General features: G+C 62.8%; 29 protein-coding genes and 1 pseudogene. 14 read left to right on the forward strand and 16 right to left on the reverse strand.

What is annotated here, in order from left to right; translation table 11 throughout:
* Positions 1-41 precede the first annotated feature (41 nt).
* The gene (locus tag AC0L2B_RS24645; protein ID WP_473747148.1) at positions 42-1292 is read left to right on the forward strand and encodes a glycoside hydrolase family 5 protein; all 1251 of its coding nucleotides are present in this window, start codon (positions 42-44) and stop codon (positions 1290-1292) included.
* Here the strand turns inward: AC0L2B_RS24645 and AC0L2B_RS24650 are convergent.
* The 8 genes and pseudogenes from AC0L2B_RS24650 to AC0L2B_RS24685 form a co-directional block, all read right to left on the reverse strand.
* Complete coding sequence (locus tag AC0L2B_RS24650; protein ID WP_473747149.1) at positions 1286-2200, reverse strand: metallophosphoesterase; 915 nt, start codon at positions 2198-2200, stop codon at positions 1286-1288. The two genes, AC0L2B_RS24645 and AC0L2B_RS24650, sit on opposite strands and share 7 nt — an antisense overlap.
* A 124-nt stretch (positions 2201-2324) precedes the next feature.
* Positions 2325-3362, reverse strand: a complete 1038-nt coding sequence (gene ruvB / locus AC0L2B_RS24655; RefSeq protein WP_027152903.1) for a Holliday junction branch migration DNA helicase RuvB — start codon at positions 3360-3362, stop codon at positions 2325-2327.
* Positions 3362-3637, reverse strand: coding sequence for an AbrB/MazE/SpoVT family DNA-binding domain-containing protein (locus AC0L2B_RS24660; protein ID WP_091593420.1), 276 nt, complete (start codon positions 3635-3637; stop codon positions 3362-3364). Before AC0L2B_RS24660 ends, ruvB begins: the two co-directional genes overlap by 1 nt.
* Before the next feature lie 41 nt (positions 3638-3678).
* On the reverse strand, positions 3679-4299 hold the full coding sequence (gene ruvA, locus AC0L2B_RS24665) for a Holliday junction branch migration protein RuvA (RefSeq protein ID WP_473747151.1): 621 nt from the start codon (positions 4297-4299) through the stop codon (positions 3679-3681).
* A 44-nt stretch (positions 4300-4343) separates the two neighbouring features.
* On the reverse strand, positions 4344-4763 hold the full coding sequence (locus AC0L2B_RS24670) for a type II toxin-antitoxin system VapC family toxin (protein WP_473747153.1): 420 nt from the start codon (positions 4761-4763) through the stop codon (positions 4344-4346).
* The gene (locus tag AC0L2B_RS24675; RefSeq protein WP_473747154.1) at positions 4741-5010 is read right to left on the reverse strand and encodes an AbrB/MazE/SpoVT family DNA-binding domain-containing protein; all 270 of its coding nucleotides are present in this window, start codon (positions 5008-5010) and stop codon (positions 4741-4743) included. The genes AC0L2B_RS24670 and AC0L2B_RS24675 overlap by 23 nt, the downstream gene beginning before the upstream one ends.
* Positions 5011-5066: 56 nt before the next feature.
* Positions 5067-5579, reverse strand: a complete 513-nt coding sequence (gene ruvC / locus AC0L2B_RS24680) for a crossover junction endodeoxyribonuclease RuvC (protein WP_473747156.1) — start codon at positions 5577-5579, stop codon at positions 5067-5069.
* Between the two features lie 180 nt (positions 5580-5759).
* A pseudogene (locus tag AC0L2B_RS24685) lies at positions 5760-5960 on the reverse strand (LysR substrate-binding domain-containing protein); the annotation flags it as partial.
* Positions 5961-5980: 20 nt separating this feature from the next.
* On the opposite strand from AC0L2B_RS24685, the gene AC0L2B_RS24690 reads away from it, so the two are divergent.
* On the forward strand, positions 5981-6196 hold the full coding sequence (locus AC0L2B_RS24690; protein WP_473747158.1) for a hypothetical protein: 216 nt from the start codon (positions 5981-5983) through the stop codon (positions 6194-6196).
* A gap of 82 nt (positions 6197-6278) precedes the next feature.
* Positions 6279-6566 (forward strand): hypothetical protein, encoded by a 288-nt coding sequence (locus tag AC0L2B_RS24695; protein ID WP_473512272.1) that lies wholly within the window; start codon positions 6279-6281, stop codon positions 6564-6566.
* A 247-nt stretch (positions 6567-6813) separates the two neighbouring features.
* Here the strand turns inward: AC0L2B_RS24695 and AC0L2B_RS24700 are convergent, their stop codons facing one another.
* From AC0L2B_RS24700 to AC0L2B_RS24720, 5 genes are all read right to left on the reverse strand, one after another.
* On the reverse strand, positions 6814-7164 hold the full coding sequence (locus tag AC0L2B_RS24700) for a DUF2200 domain-containing protein (protein WP_473586171.1): 351 nt from the start codon (positions 7162-7164) through the stop codon (positions 6814-6816).
* Positions 7165-7575: 411 nt separating this feature from the next.
* Positions 7576-8106 carry a protease adaptor protein RcdA gene (gene rcdA / locus AC0L2B_RS24705; protein WP_091593429.1) on the reverse strand — a complete coding sequence of 177 codons (531 nt, stop codon included), beginning with the start codon at positions 8104-8106 and terminating at the stop codon, positions 7576-7578.
* A 402-nt stretch (positions 8107-8508) separates the two neighbouring features.
* The gene (locus AC0L2B_RS24710; protein WP_091593430.1) at positions 8509-8913 is read right to left on the reverse strand and encodes a hypothetical protein; all 405 of its coding nucleotides are present in this window, start codon (positions 8911-8913) and stop codon (positions 8509-8511) included.
* Between the two features lie 307 nt (positions 8914-9220).
* On the reverse strand, positions 9221-9991 hold the full coding sequence (locus AC0L2B_RS24715) for a sulfite exporter TauE/SafE family protein (RefSeq protein WP_473747160.1): 771 nt from the start codon (positions 9989-9991) through the stop codon (positions 9221-9223).
* 111 nt (positions 9992-10102) lie between these two features.
* Positions 10103-10561 carry an Lrp/AsnC family transcriptional regulator gene (locus tag AC0L2B_RS24720; protein ID WP_091593435.1) on the reverse strand — a complete coding sequence of 153 codons (459 nt, stop codon included), beginning with the start codon at positions 10559-10561 and terminating at the stop codon, positions 10103-10105.
* Between the two features lie 134 nt (positions 10562-10695).
* On the opposite strand from AC0L2B_RS24720, the gene AC0L2B_RS24725 reads away from it, so the two are divergent.
* From AC0L2B_RS24725 to AC0L2B_RS24765, 9 genes are all read left to right on the forward strand, one after another.
* Entirely contained in the window at positions 10696-11625 is a 930-nt protein-coding gene (locus tag AC0L2B_RS24725) for a DMT family transporter (RefSeq protein WP_473747162.1), read from the forward strand.
* Positions 11626-11758: 133 nt separating this feature from the next.
* A complete protein-coding gene (locus AC0L2B_RS24730) occupies positions 11759-12406 on the forward strand; it encodes a thiamine phosphate synthase (RefSeq protein ID WP_473747163.1) in 648 nt (215 codons plus the stop codon).
* Position 12407: 1 nt separating this feature from the next.
* Positions 12408-13439, forward strand: a complete 1032-nt coding sequence (locus tag AC0L2B_RS24735) for a tetratricopeptide repeat protein (protein WP_473747164.1) — start codon at positions 12408-12410, stop codon at positions 13437-13439.
* 204 nt (positions 13440-13643) lie between these two features.
* Positions 13644-14210, forward strand: coding sequence for an elongation factor P (gene efp, locus AC0L2B_RS24740; protein WP_023800001.1), 567 nt, complete (start codon positions 13644-13646; stop codon positions 14208-14210).
* A 138-nt stretch (positions 14211-14348) separates the two neighbouring features.
* Complete coding sequence (locus AC0L2B_RS24745; protein WP_023800002.1) at positions 14349-15149, forward strand: inositol monophosphatase family protein; 801 nt, start codon at positions 14349-14351, stop codon at positions 15147-15149.
* 123 nt (positions 15150-15272) lie between these two features.
* On the forward strand, positions 15273-15965 hold the full coding sequence (gene trhA, locus AC0L2B_RS24750; RefSeq protein ID WP_473747165.1) for a PAQR family membrane homeostasis protein TrhA: 693 nt from the start codon (positions 15273-15275) through the stop codon (positions 15963-15965).
* Positions 15966-16077: 112 nt separating this feature from the next.
* The gene (locus tag AC0L2B_RS24755; RefSeq protein ID WP_473747167.1) at positions 16078-17103 is read left to right on the forward strand and encodes a MotA/TolQ/ExbB proton channel family protein; all 1026 of its coding nucleotides are present in this window, start codon (positions 16078-16080) and stop codon (positions 17101-17103) included.
* Position 17104: 1 nt separating this feature from the next.
* A complete protein-coding gene (locus AC0L2B_RS24760) occupies positions 17105-18136 on the forward strand; it encodes a peptidoglycan -binding protein (RefSeq protein ID WP_023800005.1) in 1032 nt (343 codons plus the stop codon).
* 228 nt (positions 18137-18364) lie between these two features.
* Positions 18365-18763: a hypothetical protein gene (locus AC0L2B_RS24765; RefSeq protein WP_473747168.1), complete on the forward strand. Its 399-nt coding sequence runs from the start codon at positions 18365-18367 to the stop codon at positions 18761-18763.
* 121 nt (positions 18764-18884) lie between these two features.
* On the opposite strand, the gene AC0L2B_RS24770 is transcribed toward AC0L2B_RS24765, so the two are convergent.
* Positions 18885-19238, reverse strand: a complete 354-nt coding sequence (locus AC0L2B_RS24770) for a DUF1304 domain-containing protein (protein WP_473747169.1) — start codon at positions 19236-19238, stop codon at positions 18885-18887.
* A 189-nt stretch (positions 19239-19427) separates the two neighbouring features.
* Between AC0L2B_RS24770 and AC0L2B_RS24775 the strand changes: the two genes are divergently transcribed.
* On the forward strand, positions 19428-20927 hold the full coding sequence (locus tag AC0L2B_RS24775; protein ID WP_473747171.1) for a carboxypeptidase M32: 1500 nt from the start codon (positions 19428-19430) through the stop codon (positions 20925-20927).
* Positions 20928-21020: 93 nt separating this feature from the next.
* Here the strand turns inward: AC0L2B_RS24775 and AC0L2B_RS24780 are convergent, their stop codons facing one another.
* Both AC0L2B_RS24780 and AC0L2B_RS24785 read right to left on the reverse strand, forming a co-directional pair.
* Positions 21021-22823, reverse strand: coding sequence for an ABC transporter transmembrane domain-containing protein (locus AC0L2B_RS24780; RefSeq protein ID WP_473747172.1), 1803 nt, complete (start codon positions 22821-22823; stop codon positions 21021-21023).
* Between the two features lie 35 nt (positions 22824-22858).
* Positions 22859-23047, reverse strand: a complete 189-nt coding sequence (locus tag AC0L2B_RS24785) for a hypothetical protein (protein ID WP_139172593.1) — start codon at positions 23045-23047, stop codon at positions 22859-22861.
* Here AC0L2B_RS24785 and rpmE point away from each other — a divergent pair.
* On the forward strand, positions 23030-23251 hold the full coding sequence (gene rpmE, locus AC0L2B_RS24790) for a 50S ribosomal protein L31 (protein ID WP_006327661.1): 222 nt from the start codon (positions 23030-23032) through the stop codon (positions 23249-23251). The genes AC0L2B_RS24785 and rpmE overlap by 18 nt on opposite strands.
* Positions 23252-23253 lie beyond the last annotated feature (2 nt).

The raw sequence follows: 23253 nt of genomic DNA on the forward strand, positions 1-23253 counted from the left end.
ACAGTTTTGGGCGACACGCATTAACTTGGCGCATGAACCCGATGGCACTGTTGACGGCGATGATCAAGACCTTGATGGCAGCGCTGCTTGCGCTGGCCGCGCTGGTGCCGCCGGGCCAGGCGGCGAGCTTTATGATGAAGCGCGGCCTCAATCTCGACCAATGGACGACATGGCCGGGCGAGGACAAATGGGGCGACCGGCGGGCAATCCTGCCCTATCCCGAATGGCGCAAGTTCCTCAACGACGACGACCTCAAGGCGCTGAAGAGCGCCGGCTTCGATTTCCTGCGCATGCCGGTCGATCCGTCGCCGTTCCTGTCCGGCGAGACGCTGGCGCTGCGCGACGACCTCTATGCCAGCGTGCTGGCCTCGGTGCGCATGATCAATCGCGCCGGGCTGAAGGTGATCGTCGACATGCATCTGATCCCCAGCGGCAGCAGCCGCAAGATCGGCATGGGCGAGGTGATGGACGATCCACAAATGTTCGACGCCTATGTCGAAATGGTGCGCAGGATGGCGCGCACGCTGGCCGATGAGGATCCGCGCCAGGTCGCTTTCGAGTTGATGAACGAGCCGGTCATCGACTGCGACGCCGAGGGCGCCGGCCTGTGGCCGGAGCGCCAGCAGAAACTGTTCGCGGCGGCGCGTTCGTCAGCCACCAGGCTCACCCTGATCCTGACCGGCGCCTGCTATTCCGATGCGGCATCGCTGGCAAAGATCGATCCGAAGGCGATCCCCGACGACAACATCATCTGGACCTTTCACTCCTACGACCCCTTCCTGCTGACCCATCAGGGCGCGACCTGGGCCGGCGACTTCATCCCCTATGTCACCGGCCTGCCCTATCCGCTCAGCGCCGTCTCGCGCGCCCAGCTGGATACTGCGCTCGATACGATCCGCGCAAGGATCAAGGCCGAGGCGCCATGGGCGCGCCAGAGCGGCCTGCTTGCCTATCTCGACGAGCAGGTCGCCAGCCTGGACACCGACGAGGAGCTGCGCGAGACGATGGATGCGCCGTTCACCAGGGTCGAGGCTTGGGCAAAGGCCAACGGGATAAAGCCGGAGAACATCACGCTCGGCGAATTCGGCATGATCCGCCAGGAATACGGCAATGCCTACGTGATGCCGGCCGAATACCGTGCCGCTTATGCCAGGGACATGATCGCGCGCGCCGAAGCCCATGGCTTCGCATGGTCGGTCTGGAGCTATGGCGGCGCCTTCGGCATCGTCGACGCTTTCGACGGCGACAAGGCCGAGCCGGATGTGATGGACGCGATCAGGTCACTTCATTGAAGTGCTGAACCCAGGTCGATCGAAAGAATCTCTGGGCGCATCCCGAAACGCACCGGCAGGATGCTGAAACCGAGGCCTCCGGAGACGATCAGGTTGCGGTTCTCCTCCACGACATGGCCATAGGCAAAACGGTTGCCGAAGCGGGATGGCACGACCGGAGAATAGCCGAGTAACCGCACCTGTCCACCATGGGTATGACCCGAAAGGGTCAACGATACCCGTGATGGGACCTTCGGAAAAATGTCCGGCTCATGTGCCAGCAGGATAACAGGAGCCTTGTCGCTTACCTTTGCCAGCGTGCCGCGCAGATCGTCCAGTCCTTTGAACCTGCTGCGGCTCCAGGCCTTGCCCGGCCGCAGCGCAAGTTGGTCGGCAAGTCCGGCGACCCAGAAGCCATGCCCGTCTTTTTCCAGGCGCACCACATCGTTTTCCAGGACCGGTATGCCGGCGCTCTCGAGCGCCCGGCGCGCCACCGTCGGCCCCAACCCGGCCTTCTGCGCGGAAAGGTCCTCCCACCAGTCGTGATTGCCAAGGATTGACCACACCCCGAGTGGCGCCTTCAGGCCTGACAATGCCGGCGCCCATTCGGAGGAGCCCACCCAGTCCGTAACCAGGCGTGTGCCGGCTGCATAGTCGCCAAGCAGGACAATCAGATCCGGCTGCAGGCTGTTCGCCCGTTCGGCAAGCGACCTGATCCGCTCCGGCGTCATCCATGGCCGACAGGCATGAATATCGGCGAGAGCGACGACGCGAAGCCGCAATCCTGCAGGCCAGTTTGGCGGGGTCAGTGAATAGCGCTTTACATGTGTCAGCAGCATCGGCTCGAGGCCAACCGCATAAGCGCTGAGCGACACGGCAGATAGGAAGGAACCGCCGATGAGGCGCAGGAAGCCGCGTCTGGTGATCATCGCTCAACCCCGTCATTCGTGGAACCGACAGTCCCACAGCGAAGCGTTAGAGCCCGCAAATGCGCCGGCAAGCTGACCAGGATTAGGACATTTTGCGCAGGAATGGAGCCGCAAGGCCGCGCGGCTACTCTTCCTGGAACAGGCTGATCTGCTGCTGCGCCAGGTCCTTCGGCGCATCGAGGCCGAGATGCCGCCAGGCATTGGCGGTCAGCACGCGGCCGCGCGGCGTGCGCTGAATAAAACCCTGCTGGATCAGATAGGGCTCGATGATGTCCTCGATGGCGTCGCGCGGCTCGGAAAGCCCTGCCGCGATGGTCTCGATGCCGACCGGCCCGCCGCCAAAATTCCGAGCGATCATCGAGAGATAGCGGCGGTCGAGCGCGTCGAGGCCGAGCGCATCGACCTCAAGCCGCGTCAGCGCCTCGTCGGCAATCTGGCGGTCGACGTGACCGTCGCCGGCGACGGAGGCAAAATCGCGCACGCGGCGCAACAGCCGGCCGGCGATACGCGGCGTGCCGCGCGCGCGCCGCGCGATCTCCAGCGCGCCATCGTCACCGAGCGGCATGGCAAGGATGCGGGCGCCGCGGCGCACGATCTGCTCCAGTTCCTCGACCGAGTAGAAATTGAGGCGGACCGGAATGCCGAAGCGGTCGCGCAGCGGATTGGTCAAAAGGCCGAGCCGGGTGGTGGCAGCGACTAGGGTAAAGCGGGCAAGATCGATCTTGACCGAACGCGCCGCCGGCCCTTCGCCGATGATCAGGTCGAGCTGGAAATCCTCCATCGCCGGATAGAGTATTTCCTCGACCGCCGGGTTGAGCCGGTGGATCTCGTCGATGAACAGCACGTCGCGGTCTTCGAGATTGGTGAGCAGTGCTGCGAGATCGCCGGCCTTGGCGATGACCGGACCGGAGGTCGAGCGGAAATTGACGCCGAGCTCGCGTGCCATGATCTGCGCCAGCGTCGTCTTGCCGAGGCCGGGCGGGCCAACGAACAGCACATGGTCGAGCGCCTCGCTGCGGCCCTTGGCGGCCTCGATGAACACTTTGAGATTGGCCCGCACCGCCGCCTGGCCGACAAAATCGCCGAGCGTCTGCGGACGCAAGGTCTGCTCGGCGTCCTCGCCGCGCTTGTCGGGAGCAATGAGGCGTGGCGAAAGGCTCATCAGGCGCGCCCACTTCCATCGCGATCGCCGGCGGCGTGGCGACCGACGGCATCCCCTAGCGCGGCGTCGATTTCCTCCAGCGTGGCAGGCCCGCCGGGCGGATTGCCCAGAAATCCGGCAAGGTCGGCAAATCTAAGATTGCGCGGCGTTCCTATCAGAAGACCGTCCATGACCGTCCACGCAACCGTATCGCCCGCCTTGAGCGACAACGCGTCCCGGACTTTCTTTGGAATCGTAAGCTGCCCCCTGGAGGTCAAGCCCGCATATCTGCCCATGCTCTTGTTCCTAGTCGGAATTTATTTCTCGGGCAACGGTCTCACCGCGCCAGTTCCTTCAGCCCGAAGCGGATCAGCTTCGACGCATCCGCGTCCTCGCCGGCGCTTTTCAGCGCCGCCGCCACCGCATTGGCGGCGGTATCGCGCGAATAGCCGAGATTGACCAGCGCCGAGACGGCGTCGGTGATCGGCGCCGGCGCGACGCCTTCGCCAAGCTCCTGCTTCAGGCCGATGGTGCCGGAGGCAGCGCCTGCAAAGGCCGGCGCCTTGTTCTTCAGTTCGGTGACGATGCGCTCGGCCACCTTCTTGCCGACGCCGGGCGCGCGGCTGACCATGGCAATATCCCGCAATGCGATGGCATTGGCGAGATCGGCCGGCGCCAGCGTCGACAAAATGGCCAGCGCCACCTTGGCGCCAACGCCCTGCACATTGTTCATCAACAGCCGGAACCATTCACGCTCCAGCACCGACTGGAAACCGTACAGCCGCAGCATGTCTTCGCGGACATAGGTCTCGATAAACAGCACCACCGCCTCGCCGGGGGCCGGCAAGGCGGCCAGCGTGCGCGTCGAGCAGTGGGCGACATAGCCGACGCCGTGCACGTCGATGATGCAGAAATCCTCATCGATCTCGTCCACCGTGCCTTTTAGCTTGCCGATCATTTTAGCTTGCCGATCATGCCAAGATTTTCATGGATAAAGGGGCCTCATGGGTAGTTTTCCGGAGACATGATATCGAGACCCGGAAAATAGCTGCGGTAGCGCGCCGCGTCGCGCGTCAGCAGGCGATGTCCAGCGACAACCGCATGGGCTCCGATAAAGAAATCCGGCAGCGTTCGTTCGCGTAGACCGCCGGCGTGGCGATAGCGGCAATGCGTGACCCCGGCAAGGAATGCCGCTTCCCAAGGCAGGAGTTCGCGTTCCACCTTGAGCGTCTCGACTGCTTTACGAAGGGCCGCCTCCGTCGCTATCAGCGGCGCCAGTTCGGACCAGACGATTGTGTTGATAACGAGTGCGCCTTCGCGCCGGCATGCGGTGATCGCCGACGCCGACCACTTCGTCTCCCGTCCGGCCGGACCCCAAACGTCGATCAGGACATTCGTGTCAATCAATGTCGAGATCTTCACGTGGACCCCTCAGCCACTCCATATACTCGTCCGTCGTCATCCCTCCCAGATCCAACGTACCGGCCATTTGATCGAGCAAGTGGCTGAATTTGCGAGAGGCCTCTTCTTCGGAAATGTTTTCGTTGACCGCAACAACACGGACGCCGTCCTCGGTCGGCAAGAACTCCACCTCCGAGCCTGGGCCAATGCCCAGGCGATCCCGTATCTCTTTCGGGATCGTCACCTGTCCTTTGGTTGTCACCCGCATGGTAATACCTCACAGGTATTACTTACGGCCTCTCCGAGAACAAGTCAAGAACAAGATTATCCCGTCAACGCCGCCAACCTGTAGACAACGCTCTGCCGGTGATGCGCGTGGCAGATGGCAATGGCCAGCGCGTCGGCGGCATCGTCGGTGTCGAACGTCGCCTTCGGCATCAGCACCTTGACCATCAAATGGATCTGCTTCTTGTCGCCATGGCCGACGCCGATCACCGCCTTCTTGACGGCGTTGGGCGCATATTCGGCAACGACCAGGCCGGCCAGCGCCGGCACCAGCATGGCGATGCCGCGCGCCTGGCCGAGCTTCAGGGTCGCGGCCGCATCCTTGTTGACGAATGTCTGCTCAACCGCCGCCTCGTGCGGCATGGCGGCGTGCAGGATCTCGGCAAGCCCGTCATGCAACTGGCAAAGCCGTGTCGCCAGCGCCGCCTTGTCGTCTGAACGCACGGTGCCGGAGGCGACGAAGCGCAGCGAGTTGCCGAGGCTTTCGACGATGCCCCAGCCGGTGCGCCTCAGCCCCGGATCGATGCCGATGATGCGAATCGTTTCCCCCATCCGCCAAGTCTACCCGTGGCGGACAGCGATGCCAGCGAAATGTGAACAAACCAGAAACAGGTTCTGCTGCGTCCCACAGGCTGTTTGAGAATTCGTTCTGACGAGACAGACGGCGTGGTTTGCGAGAACCGAAGCGGAGCGGACATTTGGGTCCGTGAGCCGCGCGTAGATCCCCTCGCTTCAATTCCGATGTCGTAGCGCATCGACGATGACCTTGAACGCGGGAAGATTTTGACGACGGCTCGGATAGTAGAGGAAATAGCCTTCAAAAAGCGGCGACCAATCGTCCAGAAGCTGAACCAGCTTGCCACGTGCGATGTGCTGCTCGACGATGTTCTCCGGGACGTAGGCGATGCCGTATCCACTGGCCGCCGCGCGGACGGTCTGGCCAGGCAGGCCAGATGCTTATCATCACGAGCGGTCAGGGCTGGGTGCAGGAAGAGGGCAGAACCGGCAAGCGCCGAGCAGCTGACGCGCTCGGCCGAAGTGTCTGGCACCTGGTCGGTGATCGGTCGGGTTTCAGCCAATTTCCTCCTCCCGCTCCACTTTGTGGCAATACCGGCAAGACGATCAAATTTGAGCTTTCGCATTCATGCTTTGTCGAGCGTATCTCTTAGAGTCGCCTAAACCTTCTGCGCCGTAAGTTGTAACCCTGCTGAATCGCCGCCAGCGCCGATGACGACGAAATAGGAGAACGCAATGCCTCGCAATCACGTTGAACGTCTTGAAGAGTTCAGGGAAATCCTGGTCGCGACTCGACGCGAAGGAGTCCGTAACGTGCACCATACCCGCGACGCAATGCGGGCAAGCGGCTTTCAGATCGGGGACAGCGACGGCTCCAGCTACGGAGCCAAGCTAAAGGAGCTCCAAGAGGAAATCGAGGCAGTCGATCGCGCCCTCGAAGACGAGAAACGGCTGGCCTTGGCCCTTGAAAGTGCGGCTCAACCTCGCCGACCAATCAAGCCGAGAATCGTAAAGGGAACATAGAGCCGGCGACGGCCCTTGCTGCCCGTCGCGTGGATATGCCTGCGACATCGTGTCGGGCTCGTCGCCGCCGTGCTACAGAGCCGTGAACGTCATCCGTTGCCATCAAACGGGGCGGCCGAAGCCGCCCTGTGTCGATGTCGAATTTCGTTGTGTCCATCGTTGTCGATGCCGTCGCGACCGTCGCCAACGGCGTTCTTCAGGTATCCGATCTGAAACGGATCGCGGTTGATGCGATCGTGCGATCGCGTCATTTCCGCAAGATCTTCTCCATCGCCTTGCCCCTGGCAAGCTCGTCGATCAGCTTGTCGAGGTAGCGGATTTCCTTCATCAGCGGGTCTTCGATGTCTTCCACCCGGACACCGCAGATCACCCCCGTGATCAAATTCCGAGAAGGATTCAGTTGAGGCGCCTGATCAAAGAAATCCTTCAGGCTGGTTTTCTTCCTCAGCTGGGCGTCCAGCCGCTTCTGGGTGTAGCCCGTCAGCCAGCGGATGATCTCATCAACCTCGGCTTTGGTGCGTCCTTTCTTTTCCGCCTTGGCGACATAGTGCGGATAGACGCTGGCAAAGCTCATGGAATAGATTCGATGCTCGGTCATTGCACCCCCTTATGCGGGCTGGACCAGAGGTTTGAAACAGCGCCGCAGATGTTCGATGCTGTCCGCGTCAATTCTACCCGTGCTCGTCGCCTCGGCAATGCTTTGATCGCGTCGATCGCATCCTGCGACGAGTGGATCCGGACGTCGTTATTGATCTTGCCTTCAACGGATGACCGGTCGCGCTACTCGGGCACAGGTTTGGCTATCCTACCGGGCAATGCAAGATCTAGTGCCTGTCTAGCCTGCCACTGGGCAGTATGGGGACTAGTGAGCGCGTAAATGGCGCGTTTGCGCAATTATGCTCGAAACCAGCCCGGCGGCTTGCGGCCCCATTTCGGCCCAAACACGATTTGAGGATTGGCCCACAAAAGGACGCTCCTGGCGTTTAGCGGAGAATTATCGAGCAGTCTCTCAGCCGCGGGCGAAAGCCGTGTTGAGCAGCGTGATCTGGTCGGAAACCGGATTGATGCGGCGGCCGGATGGAGCGGCCTCGGCCACGGCGCCGCCGTAGATTTCCTCGTCCATGCGACGCACCAGCGCCTGCAGGCGCAGCGAGCGGTCGATGAGGTCAAGAAAATCCTTGGGCAACTCGACCCAGCCTGCGGCATCGTTGTTGGCGGAAGCGGTATCGAGACGCACCTTGGATTTTTCGGAAGCAACCTGATCGCGAGTCATCTCGCCGGAATTCGCGGCGCGCTGCAGAAGCAGCCATGAGGCGACCTGCATCAGCCTCGTGGTCAGTCGCATCGACTCGGCCGCATAGAGCGTCGCCGCCAGCCTGGACAGTTTCTTCGCCTCGGCCCGGCCCTTGCCGTCCAGATATTCGGCCGCCTGCTCGACCAGGCCCATGCCTTCCTGGTAGAGCGGCTTGAAAGATTGGGAGAAAACCCGGCGCTCCGCCAGCTTGATGGTTTTCGCGCTTCCCATCGAAGGATCGTTCATCGATACGCCCTGCACTTGCCTTACAGCCGGCCGAATCGGCGTCATCGCCGTCACGCCTGCACCCTATATGACCGAGGCTTGAAAATGCGCTTCGCCGCCGGTGAAGGCAAGCACATGTTTAACAAACGGTTAACGGCGGCGCAGCGGCACGGGCGACCGGCAATCCGGATTGCCGAAAAAAAAGAGCCGCGGATAAGGCGGCTCTCAGGAGTTTAACAGGGAGGCGTCAAACAAAGTGGCTCCAACCACTCGGTAAGAATCCAGATCACTGGATGCGCATAGTAAACGCCCGTAAAGCTTAATGAAGCCTTAACAGCGTGGATATTTTTTGAACAAGCGTCGCCCCCCTGTGCCGTAACAGCACAATAACTCCAGGCTTTTTGGGGGCCTAGACCTTTGCACTCAGGCCTTTTGCGTCTCAGCATGCCGCTCTGCCTTCCACACCACCGGCAGCGCGATATAAGCAAACAGCAGCAGCCCCGCGTAAAAGCCCATCGAGGATGTTGCCACCAGCGGCTCGATCGCCGGGTTGCCGGCAAGCATGATGTAAAGGCCGATCAACAGGCCGGTGCCACTGATTGCCGTCAACCAGAAATGCACGGTGGCAAGCGTCTTTTCCGCGACTGCCGGAAACAGATGGTAGAAGAAGGCGAACACCGCCGACATCAGCCATCCGGCCACCATGATGTGGGCGTGGGTTGGCATCTGCGCATGATCTTTGCTGATCGCCATCTGCAGGCCGAGCGCCATTCCGACCAGTGCGTAGACAACGGCCAGCGTGAAGAAGTTTCGTGCTACCTTTTGCATTGTGTGCCCCGATTTGCCTTTTCCCGTCATGGGAATGGGTTGAGATCAGGCGGTCGCCCCGCCACCGGTCCCCGGCATCGGCGCATTAGCATCGGCAATGTTTCTGGACGATGTCGCATCGCGCCCGACCCTTCCCCGGCGCTGCCACAATAGCCGAAAACGGCGGGACGCGCTTGCGCAATCCTCGAGCGGTTCCCTTCCGGCCGTGTCTCACAGGACGCCGAGCAAAGCCGTCTCCCGCGCACCATCGTTCCGAAACAACGCTGCTGACGGCTCGGCTGCCGGCGGCTTCCAACCGGCTGGCAATCTAGAAAAGGCCGGCGGTCCCGTCCCACAGGAGCTTGACCGCGACGACCGCTACGGTCGCATAGGTGAAGGGGTAGAACAGTTCCGGTCGCATCCGCCGCACCAGCCAGGCGCCGGCGATGGTCGAGAGCGGCGCCAGCGGCACCAGAACCGCCGATGCGATCAGGTTGGTGGTGTCGAACTGTCCGAGCGCAAAATAGGGGATGAGCTTCAACGCGTTGGTGGCAGCAAAGAAGATTGCGGCGGTGCCCGACAGCACTTTCGGATCGAGCCGGATCGGCAGCGCATAGACCTGAAACGGCGGGCCGCCGACATGGGCGACGAAGCTGGTGAAGCCGGCGACCGTCCCCCAGAAGGCGGCAGCCGCGCGGTTGGGCTCGGCTGAGTGGCGCGCACCGTGCCGCATTTGTAGATAGACCCAGCGAAGCACGAAGATGATTGCCACGGCGCCGACGATCAGCCGCACCATTTCCACTGTCACCAGCGCCGCGGTCAGCCAGCCGAGGCCGATGCCGATCACCGCGCCCGGCATCATGTCCGCAAGCATCTTGCGGTCGTAGACACCCCGCCATGTCCAAACCGAGACGATGTCCATCAGGCACAGTATGGGCAGCAGGATGGCGGCTGCCTGCACCGGCGGCATGGCCAGCGCCATCAGCGGCACGCCGACGAATCCGACCGCACCGCCAAAGCCGCCCTTGGACAGACCGACCAGGATGACGGCTGGAATGGCGGCGGCATAGAACCACGGATCGAGAAGCAGGCCTGACATCGGCGGGGAGCAGTTGGAGGGAAAGCGTGCAGACGCTGGAATAGCCGATAAACCTTCGCGCCGCGACTGCAAATGCGCACACGACGCTGTGGTCGTTCGCGCTGAGGTCTGTCACGGTTTTGAGGAGGCAGTTGCGCCGAGTGGCGGCGGGCGCCTGCGGATCGGCTGCGCCTTGATGATGGCTGTGCTCGTTTCGGCCTTGTCGGCGATACGGTCGAGAAGCTTGTCGAGGTCGCCGATCGAGCGCACGAACAGCCGGGCAACAAAGCAGTCGTCGCCCGTCACCTTGTCGCATTCGCCAAATTCCGGAATCTCCTCGATCAGCTTCTGGACAATATGCAGCTTGCCCGGCAAGGGCCGGATGCGAACGATCGCCTGCAAAGTGTAGCCGAGCGCTTGGGGATCGATTTCGACGGTGAAGGCCCTGATAACGCCACGATCCTCCAGCCGACGCAGGCGTTCCGCGACACTCGGCGATGACAGTCCAACCTGCTGGGCCAGTTCCTTCAATGAGGTTCGCGAATCCTTGATCAGACTTTCGAGAAGGCGTCGGTCCAGATCGTCCAGCATTTGACATTTCCAAGGAAAAGGCCATCTTCACCTTATTTAATTAGGCATAACGGGCATATCACCCGGCGCAAATTATTGAAAGCGCTGATGTGGCATGGGATTATCAACCATCAGCGTTTCGAGAGGCAGTATTCATGGACAGCACGGTGCGTGGCACGGTCGAAATGACGGCCGCAATGGTGATCCTCGGAACGATCGGATGGTTCGTCGTCATGTCGGGCGAGCCCATCATGAACGTCGTCTTCTGGCGCTGCGCCTTCGGCGCTATAACGCTGCTGATCATCTGCGCTGCCCTGGGGCTGCTGCGCGGTACGCTGTCACTGCGCATCGTGGCGATTGCGGCCCTTGGCGGCGCGGCCATCGTCATCAACTGGCTGCTGCTGTTCAGCTCGTTTTCCCGCGCCTCGATCTCGATCGCCACGGCTGTTTACAACACGCAGCCCTTCATGCTGGTTGGCTTTGGCGCGCTCTTCTTCCCAGAGCGGCTGACCCTGACAAAGCTGGCCTGGCTTGGCATCGCCTTCGCCGGCATGCTGCTGATCGTGCAAGGCTCGCCTGATGCCGGCTCCGATGCAGGCCCCAATACAGGTAATGTCGGCACGGATTATTTTATCGGCATCGCGATGGCGCTGGGTGCGGCTTTCTTCTGGGCCGTCGCCGCCATCGTCACCAAGAAGCTCAAAGGCACGTCGCCGCACCTGATCGCCCTCATCCAGGTCTGCGTCGGCGTCGTCATCCTGGCACCCTTCGCCAACCTTTCCCACCTTCCCGCCGACGTGTGGAGCTGGAGCATGCTGGCGACGCTTGGCGTCGTCCATACCGGCCTGATGTACATCCTGATGTACGGCGCCATTCAGAAACTGCCAACCTATCTGCAGGGGTCGCTGTCCTTCATCTACCCTGTGGTCGCGATCCTGGTCGATGTCGTCGCCTTCGGCCACCGGCTGCATCCGGCCCAGATGGTCGGCGGCGCCGCCATCCTGATCGCTGCCGCCGGCATGAATCTTGGCTGGACGCTGTGGAAATCGAAGACCCCAGCCGAGAGCACCCAGCCAATCAAGTGAGGCAACAACGTCGCCGTGCGACAATCATGCGCCAACGGTCCTGGCCGCCCGCCTGTTCAAGGCCGGCACTTTGCTCTATGCCGCAATGCAACCATCTTCGCCCGGCATAGGCGAAAACCGGGGTCAAAAACCAATGAACGACGCAACGCCTCCAAATCGCTGCCGCATCGTGCTGATCGCGCCGCCCGGCATGCCGGCTGAGCACATCGGCGCGGCGTTCGAGGGCGGCGACGTCGCCTCGCTGATCCTGCCCGAAAACGACATGGACGAAGCCTCCTTCCAGGCCTTCGCCGAACAGATCGTGCCGGCGGCGCAAGCGGCAGGCATCGCTGTCATCATTGCCGGCGACACCCGCATCGCCGGCCGCGTCCAGGCCGATGGCCTTCATGTCGAGGCCGGCAAGGCCGAACTCGCCGAGACGATCGAGCGTTTCCAGGAAAAAATGATGGTCGGCACCGGCGGCGCCAAGACTCGCGACGATGCGCTGGAACTCGGCGAACTCAGGCCCGACTACATCTTCTTCGGCCGCTTCGGCTACGACAACAAGCCGGAGCCGCACCCACGCAACCTGTCGCTGGGGCAATGGTGGGCGGATGTGATCCAGATCCCTTGCATCGTCATGGCCGGGTCCGACATCACTTCGGTGGAAGCGGTGGCTGCCACCGGCGCCGAATTCGTGGCGCTGTCCAGCGCCGTCTTTGCCGAGGGCATCGACCCAAAGATGGCAGTCGCCAGCGCCAACGCGCTGCTCGACGAAACCGCGCCGCGTTTCGAGGACTGACGTGCCCGCGCCGACAATCCTTTTTGGTGCTTTGCTTGCGCAGCTCACGGTGCAGGTCGCCGTGGCGGAAACCGTCCCATTGCCGCAACCGAAGCCCGACACCGCTGCAAGCACGGACAAGCCGATCGCCACGCCGCTGCCGCAGCCCGCCACCACGGCGCCGCTGCCGTCGGCCGACGCCATTAATCCCGACCGCTTCGGTGCAAAGCCGTCGGATTCTGCCTATGGCGCCTTCCAGCGCGGCCTTTACAAGACGGCCTACAACCTCGCTCTGGTTCGCGCCCAGAACGGCGATCCGGCGGCGCAGACGTTGATCGCCGAGATATTGTCGCGCGGCCTTGGCGTGCCGGTCGACGCGGCGGAGGCGGCCAAGTGGTACGCGCTTGCCGCCGAGCAGGGGATACCGGAATCGCAGTTCCAATATGCGCTGATGCTGCTCGACGGCCGCTACGTCAAGAAGGACGAGAAAGGGGCTTACGCGCTGATGCAGGCCGCCGCCGAGGCCGGCAACCGTCTGGCGCAGTTCAATTTCGCGCAGCTGCTGGTGCGGCAGGACCCCGGCGATGCCGGCATCGCAAAGGCCGTGTCCTATTATCAGCGCGCCGCCGCGACCGGCCTTGCCGACGCGCAATATGCGTTGGCGCAGGTCTATGCCAATGGCGTCGGCGGCAAGCTGCGCGACGATGCCCAGGCGCGCGGCCTGCTGGCGCAGGCAGCAAGGCAGAACTACGATACGGCGCAGATCGATCTCGCTGCCTGGATGATCGAGGGACGCGGTGGCGCCCGCGACCTGAAGTCCGGCTTCGGCTGGATGAAACAGGCCGCCGAGGGCGGCAATGTCGCCGCCCAGAACCGCCTCGCCAAGCTTTACATGGCCGGCATCGGCACCGATCCGGATCCGATCCTTGCCGGCGCCTGGTACGTCGTCGCACGGCGCGCCGGGCTGATCGATCCGGAGATGGACGATTTTCTGCAGGGCCTGACCGACGACCAGACCAAGCGGTTGCTGCAGAAGGCCAACCGCCTGCCGTAAAGCGTCGCGGACAGTGAATATCGGGCAGCGGATGCTGACGAGGGAATGGCTCCGCCCCCCCCACTCCTCTCATGCCACCCCTTGCCCGCTCCCCCTGCTGTCCACTCCCCCTCTTGCCCAATCGCTTGCCTCTCCTGGCGATTTGTGGTCTTGGAGGCGCCAAATCGCTTTCGTCGCGAAAATCTCATTCCGGATCACATCATCATGGCCAAGATCAATGGCAACGAAATCCGTCCCGGCAACGTCATCGAGCACGATGGCGGCTTGTGGGTGGCGGTCAGAACCAACGCTGTCAAACCAGGCAAGGGCGGCGCCTATAATCAGGTCGAGTTGAAGAACCTGATCAACGGCACCAAGCTCAATGAGCGTTTCCGCTCGGCCGAGACAGTCGAGCAGATCCGACTGGAGATGAAGGATTTCTCCTTCCTCTACGAACAGGGCGAAGCGCTGGTGTTCATGGACACCGAAAGCTACGAGCAGCTTGAATTGCAAAAGGATTTCGTCGGCGATCGCGCTGCCTTCCTGCAGGACGGCATGATGGTGACGGTCCAGCTCTATGACGAAAGGCCGATCGGCATTTCGCTGCCCGACCAGGTGACGCTGACGATCACCGAGGCCGACCCGGTGGTGAAGGGCCAGACCGCCGCCTCGTCCTATAAGCCGGCGATGCTGGAAAACGGCATTCGCGTGCTGGTGCCGCCTTTCATCGGCTCGGGCGAGCGTATCATCGTCGACACCAACGAAATCACTTATGTGCGCCGCGCCGACTAAGGCATGATCCCAAAAAGTTGCAGACTTTTTGGACAAGATCATGTTCTCAAAGCAAATAGCATCATCCCAAAAAGTTGCAGACTTTTTGGATAAGATCATGCCTCAAGGCAAATAGGCGCAGCGGCAGGAAGAAGAGCAATGGCGCGTTCCGCGATCCTCAATGTCATGGTCCAGGCCGCTATGAAGGCCGGCCGCTCGCTGTCGCGGGATTTCGGCGAAGTGCAGAACCTGCAGGTCTCGATGAAGGGGCCGGGCGACTATGTCAGCCAGGCCGACCGCAAGGCAGAAGAAATCCTCTTCACCGAGCTGTCGAAGGCGCGGCCGGGCTATGCCTTCCTGATGGAGGAGCGCGGCCTGATCGAAGGCGACGACAGCCAGCACCGCTGGATCGTCGACCCGCTCGACGGCACCACCAATTTCCTGCACGGCATTCCGCTCTTCGCCATCTCGATCGCGCTGGAGCGCCAGGGCCAGATCGTCGCCGGTGTCGTCTACAATCCGGCGATGGACGAACTCTACACCGCCGAGCGCGGCGGCGGCGCGTTCATGAACGACCGCCGGCTGCGGGTTGCCGGCCGCACCAAACTGATCGACACGGTGATCGGCTGCGGCGTGCCGCATCTCGGCCGCGGCCAGCATGGCAATTTCCTGATCGAGCTGCGCAACGTGATGGCCGAAGTTTCAGGCGTGCGCCGCCTCGGCTCCGCCTCGCTCGATCTCGCCTACGTCGCTGCCGGCCGCATGGACGGGTTCTGGGAAACCGGCCTGTCGGCCTGGGACGTCGCCGCCGGCATCCTGCTGATCCGCGAGGCGGGCGGCTTCATCTCCGACTTCGCCGGCGGGCAGAACATGCTGGATGGCGGCTCGATCGTCGCCGGCAACGAGACCATCCAGCGTGCGCTGTTGAAGACCGTCAGGAAGCCGGTGACGCCGCGCTAGACCATGATCCCGAAAAAGCATGAACCCGGACTTGGCGCGCTGAACCGCCGCAGTCGCAAAACCGCAACGAAAGCTTGAAATGCTGTCCGGCATCCGCCCAAATAGGCGGTTGCAGGATCCTTCATGACGCATTTCGGCCCGAAACCCCAGATCGAAATCCCGTTCATGGGGCGCTGGCACTATTCGCGCTCCGAAATGATCGCCGACGGCATCGTCCACGCGGTAGGCATCGTGCTCGCCATTGCTGCTGGCTCGACACTGCTGGCGCTGGCTGCCTTCCATACCGGTCCGGGCGAATATATCGCCGCCGCTTTCTACGTGATTTCGCTGCTCACCGTGCTGTCGGTGTCGTTGGCCTACAATCTGTGGCCGGTGTCGTCGCCAGCCAAGTGGATATTGCGGCGCTTCGACCATGCCGCGATCTATCTGCTGATCGCCGCGACCTACACGCCTTTCCTCGCCCAGCTCGACGGCTCGCCGCTGGCCGTCTCGATGATCGTCCTGGTCTGGGTCGCGGCAGCGATCGGTATCGCCATCAAAGTGCTTCTTCCCGGCCGCTTCGACCGGCTGGCGATCGTCTTCTATCTCGCCATCGGCTGGAGCGGCGTCGTTCTTGTCGAGCCGCTCGTCCAGACATTGCCGGCGACATCGATCGCGCTGATCGTTGCCGGCGGCATCGTCTATTCCTGCGGCGTCATCTTCTTCGCCTGGAAAGGCCTGCGCTTCCACAATGCGCTGTGGCACGGCTTTGTCGTCACCGGCGCCGGTTTGCATCTTGCTGCCATGGTCGACTGCCTGATCATCAAGCGGCTCTAACGCAATGGTCCGCTTGGCAATATTGCCAAGCGCCATTCAATTTGGTCACAATTGCGTTTAGAGTCGCCGTCAAACGTGAATTGGCGGCGGCGGCATCGGAAACGGGGCACGGATGGCTTTTTTCAAATCCTTCGGCATGGGCAGGCGCTCCGACGTGCTGATGTACGATCCGCACAAATTGTCGAGCCCGCAGGTCTTTCTCCTGACCATGGTCATCTTCCTGATGATCGTCGCTTTCATCGCCGCCATCCTGACCCGGCAGATCTCGACAGCCTTTGCCACCAATCCCGGGCTCAACGGCCTGATCGTCGGCGTGCTTGCGGTCGGCATCCTGCTGGCCTTCGCGCAGGTCGGCCGGCTGTTTCGCGAAGTGCGCTGGGTCAACTCTTTTCGGGCCGGCTCCGAAACCACCGAACCGGTGCTGCTGGCGCCGATGAAGGCGATGATCGGCCGCTCGCCGACGATCGCCTTCTCGACCAGCTCGATGCGCACCATGCTCGATTCGATCGCCACCCGCCTCGACGAAAGCCGCGACACCTCGCGCTATCTTGTCGGGCTCCTGGTGTTCCTCGGCCTGCTTGGCACCTTCTGGGGCCTGCTCAACACGATCGGCTCGATCCGCGAAACCATCGGCTCGCTCGATCCCGGCACCGGTGATGCCGCCGCCGTGCTCGAATCGCTGAAGGCCGGGCTTGCCGCGCCGCTGGCCGGCATGGGCACCGCCTTCTCGTCCTCGCTGTTCGGCCTGTCCGGTTCCCTGGTGCTCGGCTTCCTCGACCTGCAGGCTGGCCGCGCCCAGACACGCTTCTACACCGAGCTCGAAAACTGGCTGTCCTCGGTCACCGACCTGTCCTCCGACATCGTCGTCGCCGAACCGCCCAGGGTCGAGTCCTCCGACGAGATCCGCGTCCTGTCGGAAAGACTGCGCAGCATGCAGGAGAGCGGCGGTGGCGCCAATCCGCGTGTCGCCACCGCCATGGCCAACCTTGCCGACGGCATTTCGGGTCTGGTCAAGAACATGCGCTCGGAGCAGCAGATCATGCGCGACTGGGTCGAGGCCCAGTCGGACGAGCAGAAGGCGATGCGCAACACTCTGGAGAAGATCGCCGACGCCTTGAAGAAGACTGGAGTCCATTAGCATGGCTCTCGCCAGGAGCCGGCGTGCCGATCGCCGTATCGATTACTGGCCGGGCTTCGTCGACGCGCTGTCGACGTTGCTGCTCGCGATCATGTTCCTGCTTACCGTCTTCGTGCTGGCGCAGTTCCTGCTCGGCCGCGAAATCTCCGGCAAGGACACGGTGCTCAACCGCCTCAATTCGCAGATCAACGAACTGACCCAGCTTCTGGCGCTGGAGCGTTCGACAACGCAGGACAAGGAAGATTCGCTCGCCAATTTGCAGGCGTCGCTGTCGGCGTCGGAGGCGGAAAAGAGCCGGCTCGAGCAATTGCTGGCGCAGGGCGCCGGTGCCGGCGACGCCGCCAACCAGCGGGCCACGGCGCTGTCGGGCGAACTCGACAACCAGCGCCAGATCAGCCAGCAGGCGCTGAGCCAGGTTGAAATCCTCAACCAGCAGATCTCGGCGCTGCGCAGACAGATCGGAGCGCTCGAAGAAGCGCTCAACGTGTCGGAAGCGCGCGATCGCGAGTCCAACACCAAGATCGCCGATCTCGGCCGCCGCCTGAACGTCGCGTTGGCGCAACGTGTGCAGGAACTGAACCGCTACCGGTCCGACTTCTTCGGGCGCCTGCGCGAAATCCTCGCCGACCGCGAGAACATCCGCATCGTCGGCGACCGCTTCGTCTTCCAGTCGGAAGTGCTTTTCCCGACAGGCTCCGAAGTGATCAACGATGCCGGCAAGGACGAGATGAAGAAGCTCGCCGACGCCATCATCGACCTACAGAAGGAGATCCCGCCGGAGATCAACTGGGTGCTGCGCGTCGACGGCCACACCGACGACAAGCCGCTGTCGGGCACCGGCCGCTACCGCGACAATTGGGAATTGTCGACGGCGCGCTCGACCTCGGTGGTGAAGTTCCTGATCGAGAACGGCGTGCCGGCCAACCGCCTGGTTGCCGCTGGCTTCGGCGAATTCCAGCCGCTCGACCCCGCCGACACCGAAGACGCGCGCAACAAGAACCGCCGCATCGAGCTGAAACTGACCGAGCGCTGATCGCCCCGACTCCAGGCGGCGCCGCATTTAGGGCGGCAATGCGGGCAAGCAAGGCCTGAAAAGATTACCTTTTTTTGATTACGCTTTGCCGAGGATCGCTCCTAGCTATGTCACGGGGCCGAGAACCGCTGGCGGTGGAGCCGTCCATTGCGACCCGACGGAACCGACGGCCCACGGCCGGAAGGTGGCCCTCCCAATCGCCGCCTCCCCTGTAAAAGGAGACGCAACATGCGCTCTTTCACTCCCAAGACCCTCAGGGCTGCAACGCTCGCCGCACTTCTCGTCACCGTTCCGTTTGCTGGCGCCGACGCCGGCCCGCATGAGGCATCTTTGATCAACCAGATAGAGAGCGTGGATACCGGTATCCGAGGCGCCATGCAGGCGAACAGCATCAAGCTGGACGAAGCGCGTGGCTTGCGCACGCAGGTCGCTCGACTTGATCGGGCCGCGCAGAGGGTCGCGCGAGATGGAACGATGCCGGCCACGCAATATCATCAATTGCTGGCTGAGCTCGATCATGTCAGCCAAAGGCTGCGCGCTGCCACCGGCAGTGCCTTCCTCATCGGCAGCGGTGGCGATGGCGGGTACTATCCGAACGGCTACGGCCCAAACTATCCAAAAGGCTGAAATCATCCATTACAGCGCCGCACTTTGATTTTGCGCATGATCTGTTGATTTTGTGCAAGATCCGTTCCGCACCGAAGCCCCAGGCAGGGAGCGTTTCCAAAAATCGAGTCCGATTTCGGGGTTATGCGCCCAGCCAAACTGCGACCAGAGCAACTGCAGCCGGCACGGTCTGGATGTAGAGGATTTTCCTGCCGACCGTTGCCGCGCCGTAGAGGCCGGCGATGGCGACGCAGAGCAGGAAAAACACCTTGATCTGGAAACCAGCCGCGCCGAGGCAAAGCCCCCAGGTCAGCCCGGCTGCGAGAAAGCCGTTGTAAAGTCCCTGGTTGGCCGCAAGCACTTTCGATGCGCTGGCGAATTCCGGCGTCAGTTTGAATGCCTTGTGGCCGCGCGGCGTGTCCCACAGCACCATCTCCAGATAGACGATGTAAAGGTGGATCAGCGCCACCAACCCGACCAGCACATTGGCGATCATGCTTCGTCTCCCCGATGCGACGCGCCGCCGCCTCGCGACATTGATCACGCACGCCACCGCTCCCGCAAGACCCATTGCAGCGTGCATCCTGGCCAGCAACCAATGTGCCCATCGCGAACCGCCTTTCAGGGTTGCCAATATCAGCGCATTGGTATCTTTTCCCGCCGTTCAAATTCAGCGGAAGCCACCATGTCCTTTCAAAAACTCGACGACCTCGGCCACAAGCTTGAAGCACTGGAGCATGCGCTCGCCATTCTCGGCGCCGACGAGGCTACCCACATGGCCGTCGGCGGCGGCGAAAAGCGCGCCGAGGCGATGTCGGCGCTGGCCGGCATGCATCACGCCAGAGCGACAGCGCCGGAGATCGCCGACTGGATCGCAGCGGCCGAACAGGAAACGCTGAACGAAGAACAGCAGGCAGCGGTCAAGGAATTCCGGCGGCAATACACCAACCTGACCTGTCTGCCGGTCGAATTCGTCGAGCGCCAAACCACCGCCCGGATGCGCTCCGAGCAGTTGTGGCGCGACTTGCGTGCAAAGAACGACTGGGCCAGGTTCCTGCCGGCGCTCGAAGGCGTCGTTGCGCTGGTGCGCGAGGAAGCAGCCCTTCGCGCCGACGTGCTCGGCCTTGATCCCTACGACGCGCTGATGGAGCAGTACGATCCCGGCAACCGCGCCGCCGACATTACGCCGGTCTTCGCCGAGTTGAAGACCTTTCTCAGGGATTTCGTGCCGGAGGCACTGGCGGTGCAGGAAAAGCGGCTGGCGAAACATCCGCTGAAGCCGCTTTCGGGCAGCTATGCGATCGAAAAGCAGCGCGAGCTTGGCCTCGCCATGATGGCGGCGGTCGGCTTCGATCTCACCCACGGCTCGCTGTCGGTATCGCATCATCCGTTCTGCGGCGGCGTGCCGAGCGACGTGCGCATCACCACCCGCTACAAGACCTCCGATTTCCTGTCGGCGCTGATGGGCGTGCTGCACGAGACCGGGCACGCGCTTTACGAACAGAACCTGCCGCAGGCGTGGGCGCACTGGCCGCTCGGCAAGGCGCGCGGCATGGCTGTGCATGAAAGCCAGAGCCTGTTCGTCGAGAAGCAGATCGGCCGCAACCCCGAATTCTGGCGCTGGGCGCTGCCGGTGGTCGAAAAGCACCTCGGCGAGACCTGGTCGATCGAAGACATCCTGCCGCATGTGCACCGGGTCGAGCGCGGGCTGATCCGCGTCGACGCCGACGAGGTGACCTATCCGCTGCACGTCATCCTGCGCTACGAACTGGAGCAGGAGCTTGTCTCGGGGCGGCTGGAGGCCGCCGACCTGCCCGAGGCCTGGGACGCCAGGATGCGCGACTATCTCGGCCTGTCGACCATCGACAACCCGGCCGACGGGCCGATGCAGGACGTGCACTGGCCGGGTGCTGCCTTCGGCTATTTCCCGTCTTATACACTGGGCGCGATGATGGCGGCGCAGCAATGGGCCGCCCTGACCAGAGACCATCCCTCCGCCGACGAAGACCTCGCCAAGGGAAATTTCGCGGCGATCAACGACTGGCGCCGGCAAAAGATCTGGTCGCAAGGCTCACGCTGGTCGACGCCCGACCTGCTCGAGAGCGCCACCGGCGAGAAGCTCAACGCCACGCATTTCACCGAGCATTTGCGCAAGCGCTATGGGGAGGTGCTGAAGGGCGCCTGAAATACCATTAAGCGCATCGAACGCCGCGGCACTTTCGTCACCGCCGACCAGCGCCATTTTGCAAAGACGAAGCCGTTTGGCAGCGTCGTCCTACTACTCCGCGGCGCCCCTGAAAGCGTTCGCCCCGGTTTCGAACTGCAGCTTGGCCAGCCGCGCATAGATGCCGCCCTTGCCAACGAGGCTCTGGTGGGTGCCTTCCTCGACGATGCAGCCGCCATCCATGACCAGGATCCGGTCCGCCTTCAGCACCGTCGCCAGCCGGTGGGCGATGACGATCGTGGTGCGGTCCTGCATCAGCCGCTCCAGCGCCGTCTGCACCAGCGTCTCGCTTTCGGCGTCCAGTGCCGAGGTTGCCTCGTCGAGCAGCAGGATCGGCGCATCGCGCAGTATCGCGCGGGCAATCGCCACGCGCTGGCGCTGGCCGCCTGACAAGGTCACGCCGCGCTCGCCGACCTGGCTGTCATAGCCTTTCTCGAGTTTCAGGATGAACTCGTCGGCAAGCGCATCCCTGGCCGCCGCCTCGATCTCGGCCTGGCTGGCGTCCGGACGGCCGAAGCCGATATTGTCGCGCGCGCTGGCCGCGAAGATGGTGACGTCCTGCGGCACGATGGCGATTCGCTCTCGGATGGCGACGGGGTCGGCCTCGCGCACATTGACGCCGTCGATCATGATCTTGCCGGTCTCGGGGTCGTAGAATCGCAAAAGCAGCGAAAAGACGGTGCTCTTGCCAGCACCCGACGGGCCGACGATCGCCACCGTCTCGCCGGGCTTGACCTGGAAACTCAGGCCGTGGACGGCAGCGCGGTCGGGCCCGGCCGGATAGGAGAAGGACACGTCGTCGAAACTGATTGCGCCTCTGGCCGTCGCCGGCAGCAGTTTCGGATGCGCGGGAGCCTGGATCGCGGGCTTCTCGGCCAGGATCTCGGTCAGCCGTTCGGCAGCACCCGCCGCCTGGGAAAGCTCGCCCCACACTTCCGACAGCGCGCCAAGCGCGCCGGCGGCGAACACCGAATAGAGCAGGAACTGGCCGAGCGTGCCAGGCGACAGCGTGCCGTCGAGCACGTCGCGCGAACCGAACCACAGCACCGCCACCACCGAGGAAAAGATCATGAAGATGGCGAAGAAGGTGAGGAAGGAGCGGGCAAAGATCGAGGATCGCGCCGCCGCGAAAGCGGCTTCCACGGCAGCCGAAAAATGCCCGGTGACCAGCTTCTCATTGGTGAAGGCCTGCAGCGTGCGCACCGCGCCGATCTGCTCGCTGGCGTAGGCCGTGGCGTCGGCCAGCGTGTCCTGCGCCAGCCGCGATTTTCGCCGCACCGAGCGGCCGAAGGCGACCAGCGGCAGCACGATCACCGGGATGGCGGCGATGACGAGGCCCGACAGTTTCGGGCTGGTGAAGACCATCATAGCCACGGCGCCAAGCCCAAGAATGACGTTGCGCAGCGCTACCGATGCGGTGGCACCGACCGCCGACTTGACCTGCGTCGTGTCGGCGGCGAGCCGCGAGACGATCTCGCCCGACTGTGCGGTATCGAAAAAGGATGGCGACAGCGTCGTGACATGGCGGAAGACGTCGCTGCGGATGTCGGCGACGACGCGCTCGCCCAGCGTGATGACGAAATAATAGCGGCTGGCCGACGCCGCAGCGAGCAAGGCAGCCATCACCACGAGCATGGCGAAATACTCGGCGATGAAAATGGAATCGGAAGCGGAAAAGCCATGGTCGATCATGCGCCGCACGGCCAGCGGCAGCGCCAGCGTCGTCGCCGCAGCAACGGTCAGCGAGACGACCGCGCCAATGACCATTTTCCGGTAGCGGGTGATGTAGGGGAACAGGCGCCGCAGCGGCTTGAGCGAGCGCCTACGCTCGTCTGCATCGCCGCTGGTGTGCGCCATGACCGTTTCCTCTGGCCGCCTTCTGGGCATGCGCCTCAATATGCGCTTACCGCGGCCTTGTGATTCAATTCCGGCTGATGTATAGGCTCGCCGACCGTTTTTAAAAGCCGTGGCTCCTCAATAGCTGCGGCTTCGAGTTTTAAAAAGGGGCGCATCGACGCAGGCTTTACGCCCGTCAGCGGCGCCAGCGAACCAGGAATAGCACAATGAAGACCGATATCCATCCCGACTACCACACCATCAAGGTCGTCATGACCGACGGCACCGAATACATGACCCGTTCGACCTGGGGCAAGGAAGGCGATACGATGAACCTCGACATCGACCCGACCACCCATCCGGCCTGGACCGGCGGCCAGCAGACCCTGCTCGACCGCGGCGGCCGCCTGTCGAAGTTCAAGAAGCGTTTCGAAGGTTTTGGGCTCTAAGC

Source organism: Mesorhizobium sp. WSM4815, from assembly GCF_055811575.1.

What these genes read in the sequence shown, in the direction of transcription:
- ruvB (WP_027152903.1), bottom strand. Translation starts at nt 3,362, where the DNA reads ATGAGCCTTTCGCCACGCCTCATTGCTCCCGACAAGCGCGGCGAGGAC.
- AC0L2B_RS24715 (WP_473747160.1), bottom strand. Translation starts at nt 9,991, where the DNA reads ATGTCAGGCCTGCTTCTCGATCCGTGGTTCTATGCCGCCGCCATTCCA.
- AC0L2B_RS24645 (WP_473747148.1), top strand. Translation starts at nt 42, where the DNA reads ATGGCACTGTTGACGGCGATGATCAAGACCTTGATGGCAGCGCTGCTT.
- AC0L2B_RS24720 (WP_091593435.1), bottom strand. Translation starts at nt 10,561, where the DNA reads ATGCTGGACGATCTGGACCGACGCCTTCTCGAAAGTCTGATCAAGGAT.
- AC0L2B_RS24765 (WP_473747168.1), top strand. Translation starts at nt 18,365, where the DNA reads ATGCGCTCTTTCACTCCCAAGACCCTCAGGGCTGCAACGCTCGCCGCA.
- AC0L2B_RS24700 (WP_473586171.1), bottom strand. Translation starts at nt 7,164, where the DNA reads ATGACCGAGCATCGAATCTATTCCATGAGCTTTGCCAGCGTCTATCCG.
- ruvC (WP_473747156.1), bottom strand. Translation starts at nt 5,579, where the DNA reads ATGGGGGAAACGATTCGCATCATCGGCATCGATCCGGGGCTGAGGCGC.
- ruvA (WP_473747151.1), bottom strand. Translation starts at nt 4,299, where the DNA reads ATGATCGGCAAGCTAAAAGGCACGGTGGACGAGATCGATGAGGATTTC.
- AC0L2B_RS24660 (WP_091593420.1), bottom strand. Translation starts at nt 3,637, where the DNA reads ATGGGCAGATATGCGGGCTTGACCTCCAGGGGGCAGCTTACGATTCCA.
- AC0L2B_RS24785 (WP_139172593.1), bottom strand. Translation starts at nt 23,047, where the DNA reads ATGGATATCGGTCTTCATTGTGCTATTCCTGGTTCGCTGGCGCCGCTG.
- AC0L2B_RS24695 (WP_473512272.1), top strand. Translation starts at nt 6,279, where the DNA reads ATGCCTCGCAATCACGTTGAACGTCTTGAAGAGTTCAGGGAAATCCTG.
- AC0L2B_RS24675 (WP_473747154.1), bottom strand. Translation starts at nt 5,010, where the DNA reads ATGCGGGTGACAACCAAAGGACAGGTGACGATCCCGAAAGAGATACGG.
- AC0L2B_RS24650 (WP_473747149.1), bottom strand. Translation starts at nt 2,200, where the DNA reads ATGATCACCAGACGCGGCTTCCTGCGCCTCATCGGCGGTTCCTTCCTA.
- AC0L2B_RS24730 (WP_473747163.1), top strand. Translation starts at nt 11,759, where the DNA reads ATGAACGACGCAACGCCTCCAAATCGCTGCCGCATCGTGCTGATCGCG.
- AC0L2B_RS24710 (WP_091593430.1), bottom strand. Translation starts at nt 8,913, where the DNA reads ATGCAAAAGGTAGCACGAAACTTCTTCACGCTGGCCGTTGTCTACGCA.
- AC0L2B_RS24780 (WP_473747172.1), bottom strand. Translation starts at nt 22,823, where the DNA reads ATGGCGCACACCAGCGGCGATGCAGACGAGCGTAGGCGCTCGCTCAAG.
- AC0L2B_RS24770 (WP_473747169.1), bottom strand. Translation starts at nt 19,238, where the DNA reads ATGATCGCCAATGTGCTGGTCGGGTTGGTGGCGCTGATCCACCTTTAC.
- AC0L2B_RS24745 (WP_023800002.1), top strand. Translation starts at nt 14,349, where the DNA reads ATGGCGCGTTCCGCGATCCTCAATGTCATGGTCCAGGCCGCTATGAAG.
- AC0L2B_RS24725 (WP_473747162.1), top strand. Translation starts at nt 10,696, where the DNA reads ATGGACAGCACGGTGCGTGGCACGGTCGAAATGACGGCCGCAATGGTG.
- AC0L2B_RS24690 (WP_473747158.1), top strand. Translation starts at nt 5,981, where the DNA reads ATGCTTATCATCACGAGCGGTCAGGGCTGGGTGCAGGAAGAGGGCAGA.
- trhA (WP_473747165.1), top strand. Translation starts at nt 15,273, where the DNA reads ATGACGCATTTCGGCCCGAAACCCCAGATCGAAATCCCGTTCATGGGG.
- AC0L2B_RS24760 (WP_023800005.1), top strand. Translation starts at nt 17,105, where the DNA reads ATGGCTCTCGCCAGGAGCCGGCGTGCCGATCGCCGTATCGATTACTGG.
- AC0L2B_RS24775 (WP_473747171.1), top strand. Translation starts at nt 19,428, where the DNA reads ATGTCCTTTCAAAAACTCGACGACCTCGGCCACAAGCTTGAAGCACTG.
- rpmE (WP_006327661.1), top strand. Translation starts at nt 23,030, where the DNA reads ATGAAGACCGATATCCATCCCGACTACCACACCATCAAGGTCGTCATG.
- efp (WP_023800001.1), top strand. Translation starts at nt 13,644, where the DNA reads ATGGCCAAGATCAATGGCAACGAAATCCGTCCCGGCAACGTCATCGAG.
- rcdA (WP_091593429.1), bottom strand. Translation starts at nt 8,106, where the DNA reads ATGAACGATCCTTCGATGGGAAGCGCGAAAACCATCAAGCTGGCGGAG.
- AC0L2B_RS24755 (WP_473747167.1), top strand. Translation starts at nt 16,078, where the DNA reads ATGGCTTTTTTCAAATCCTTCGGCATGGGCAGGCGCTCCGACGTGCTG.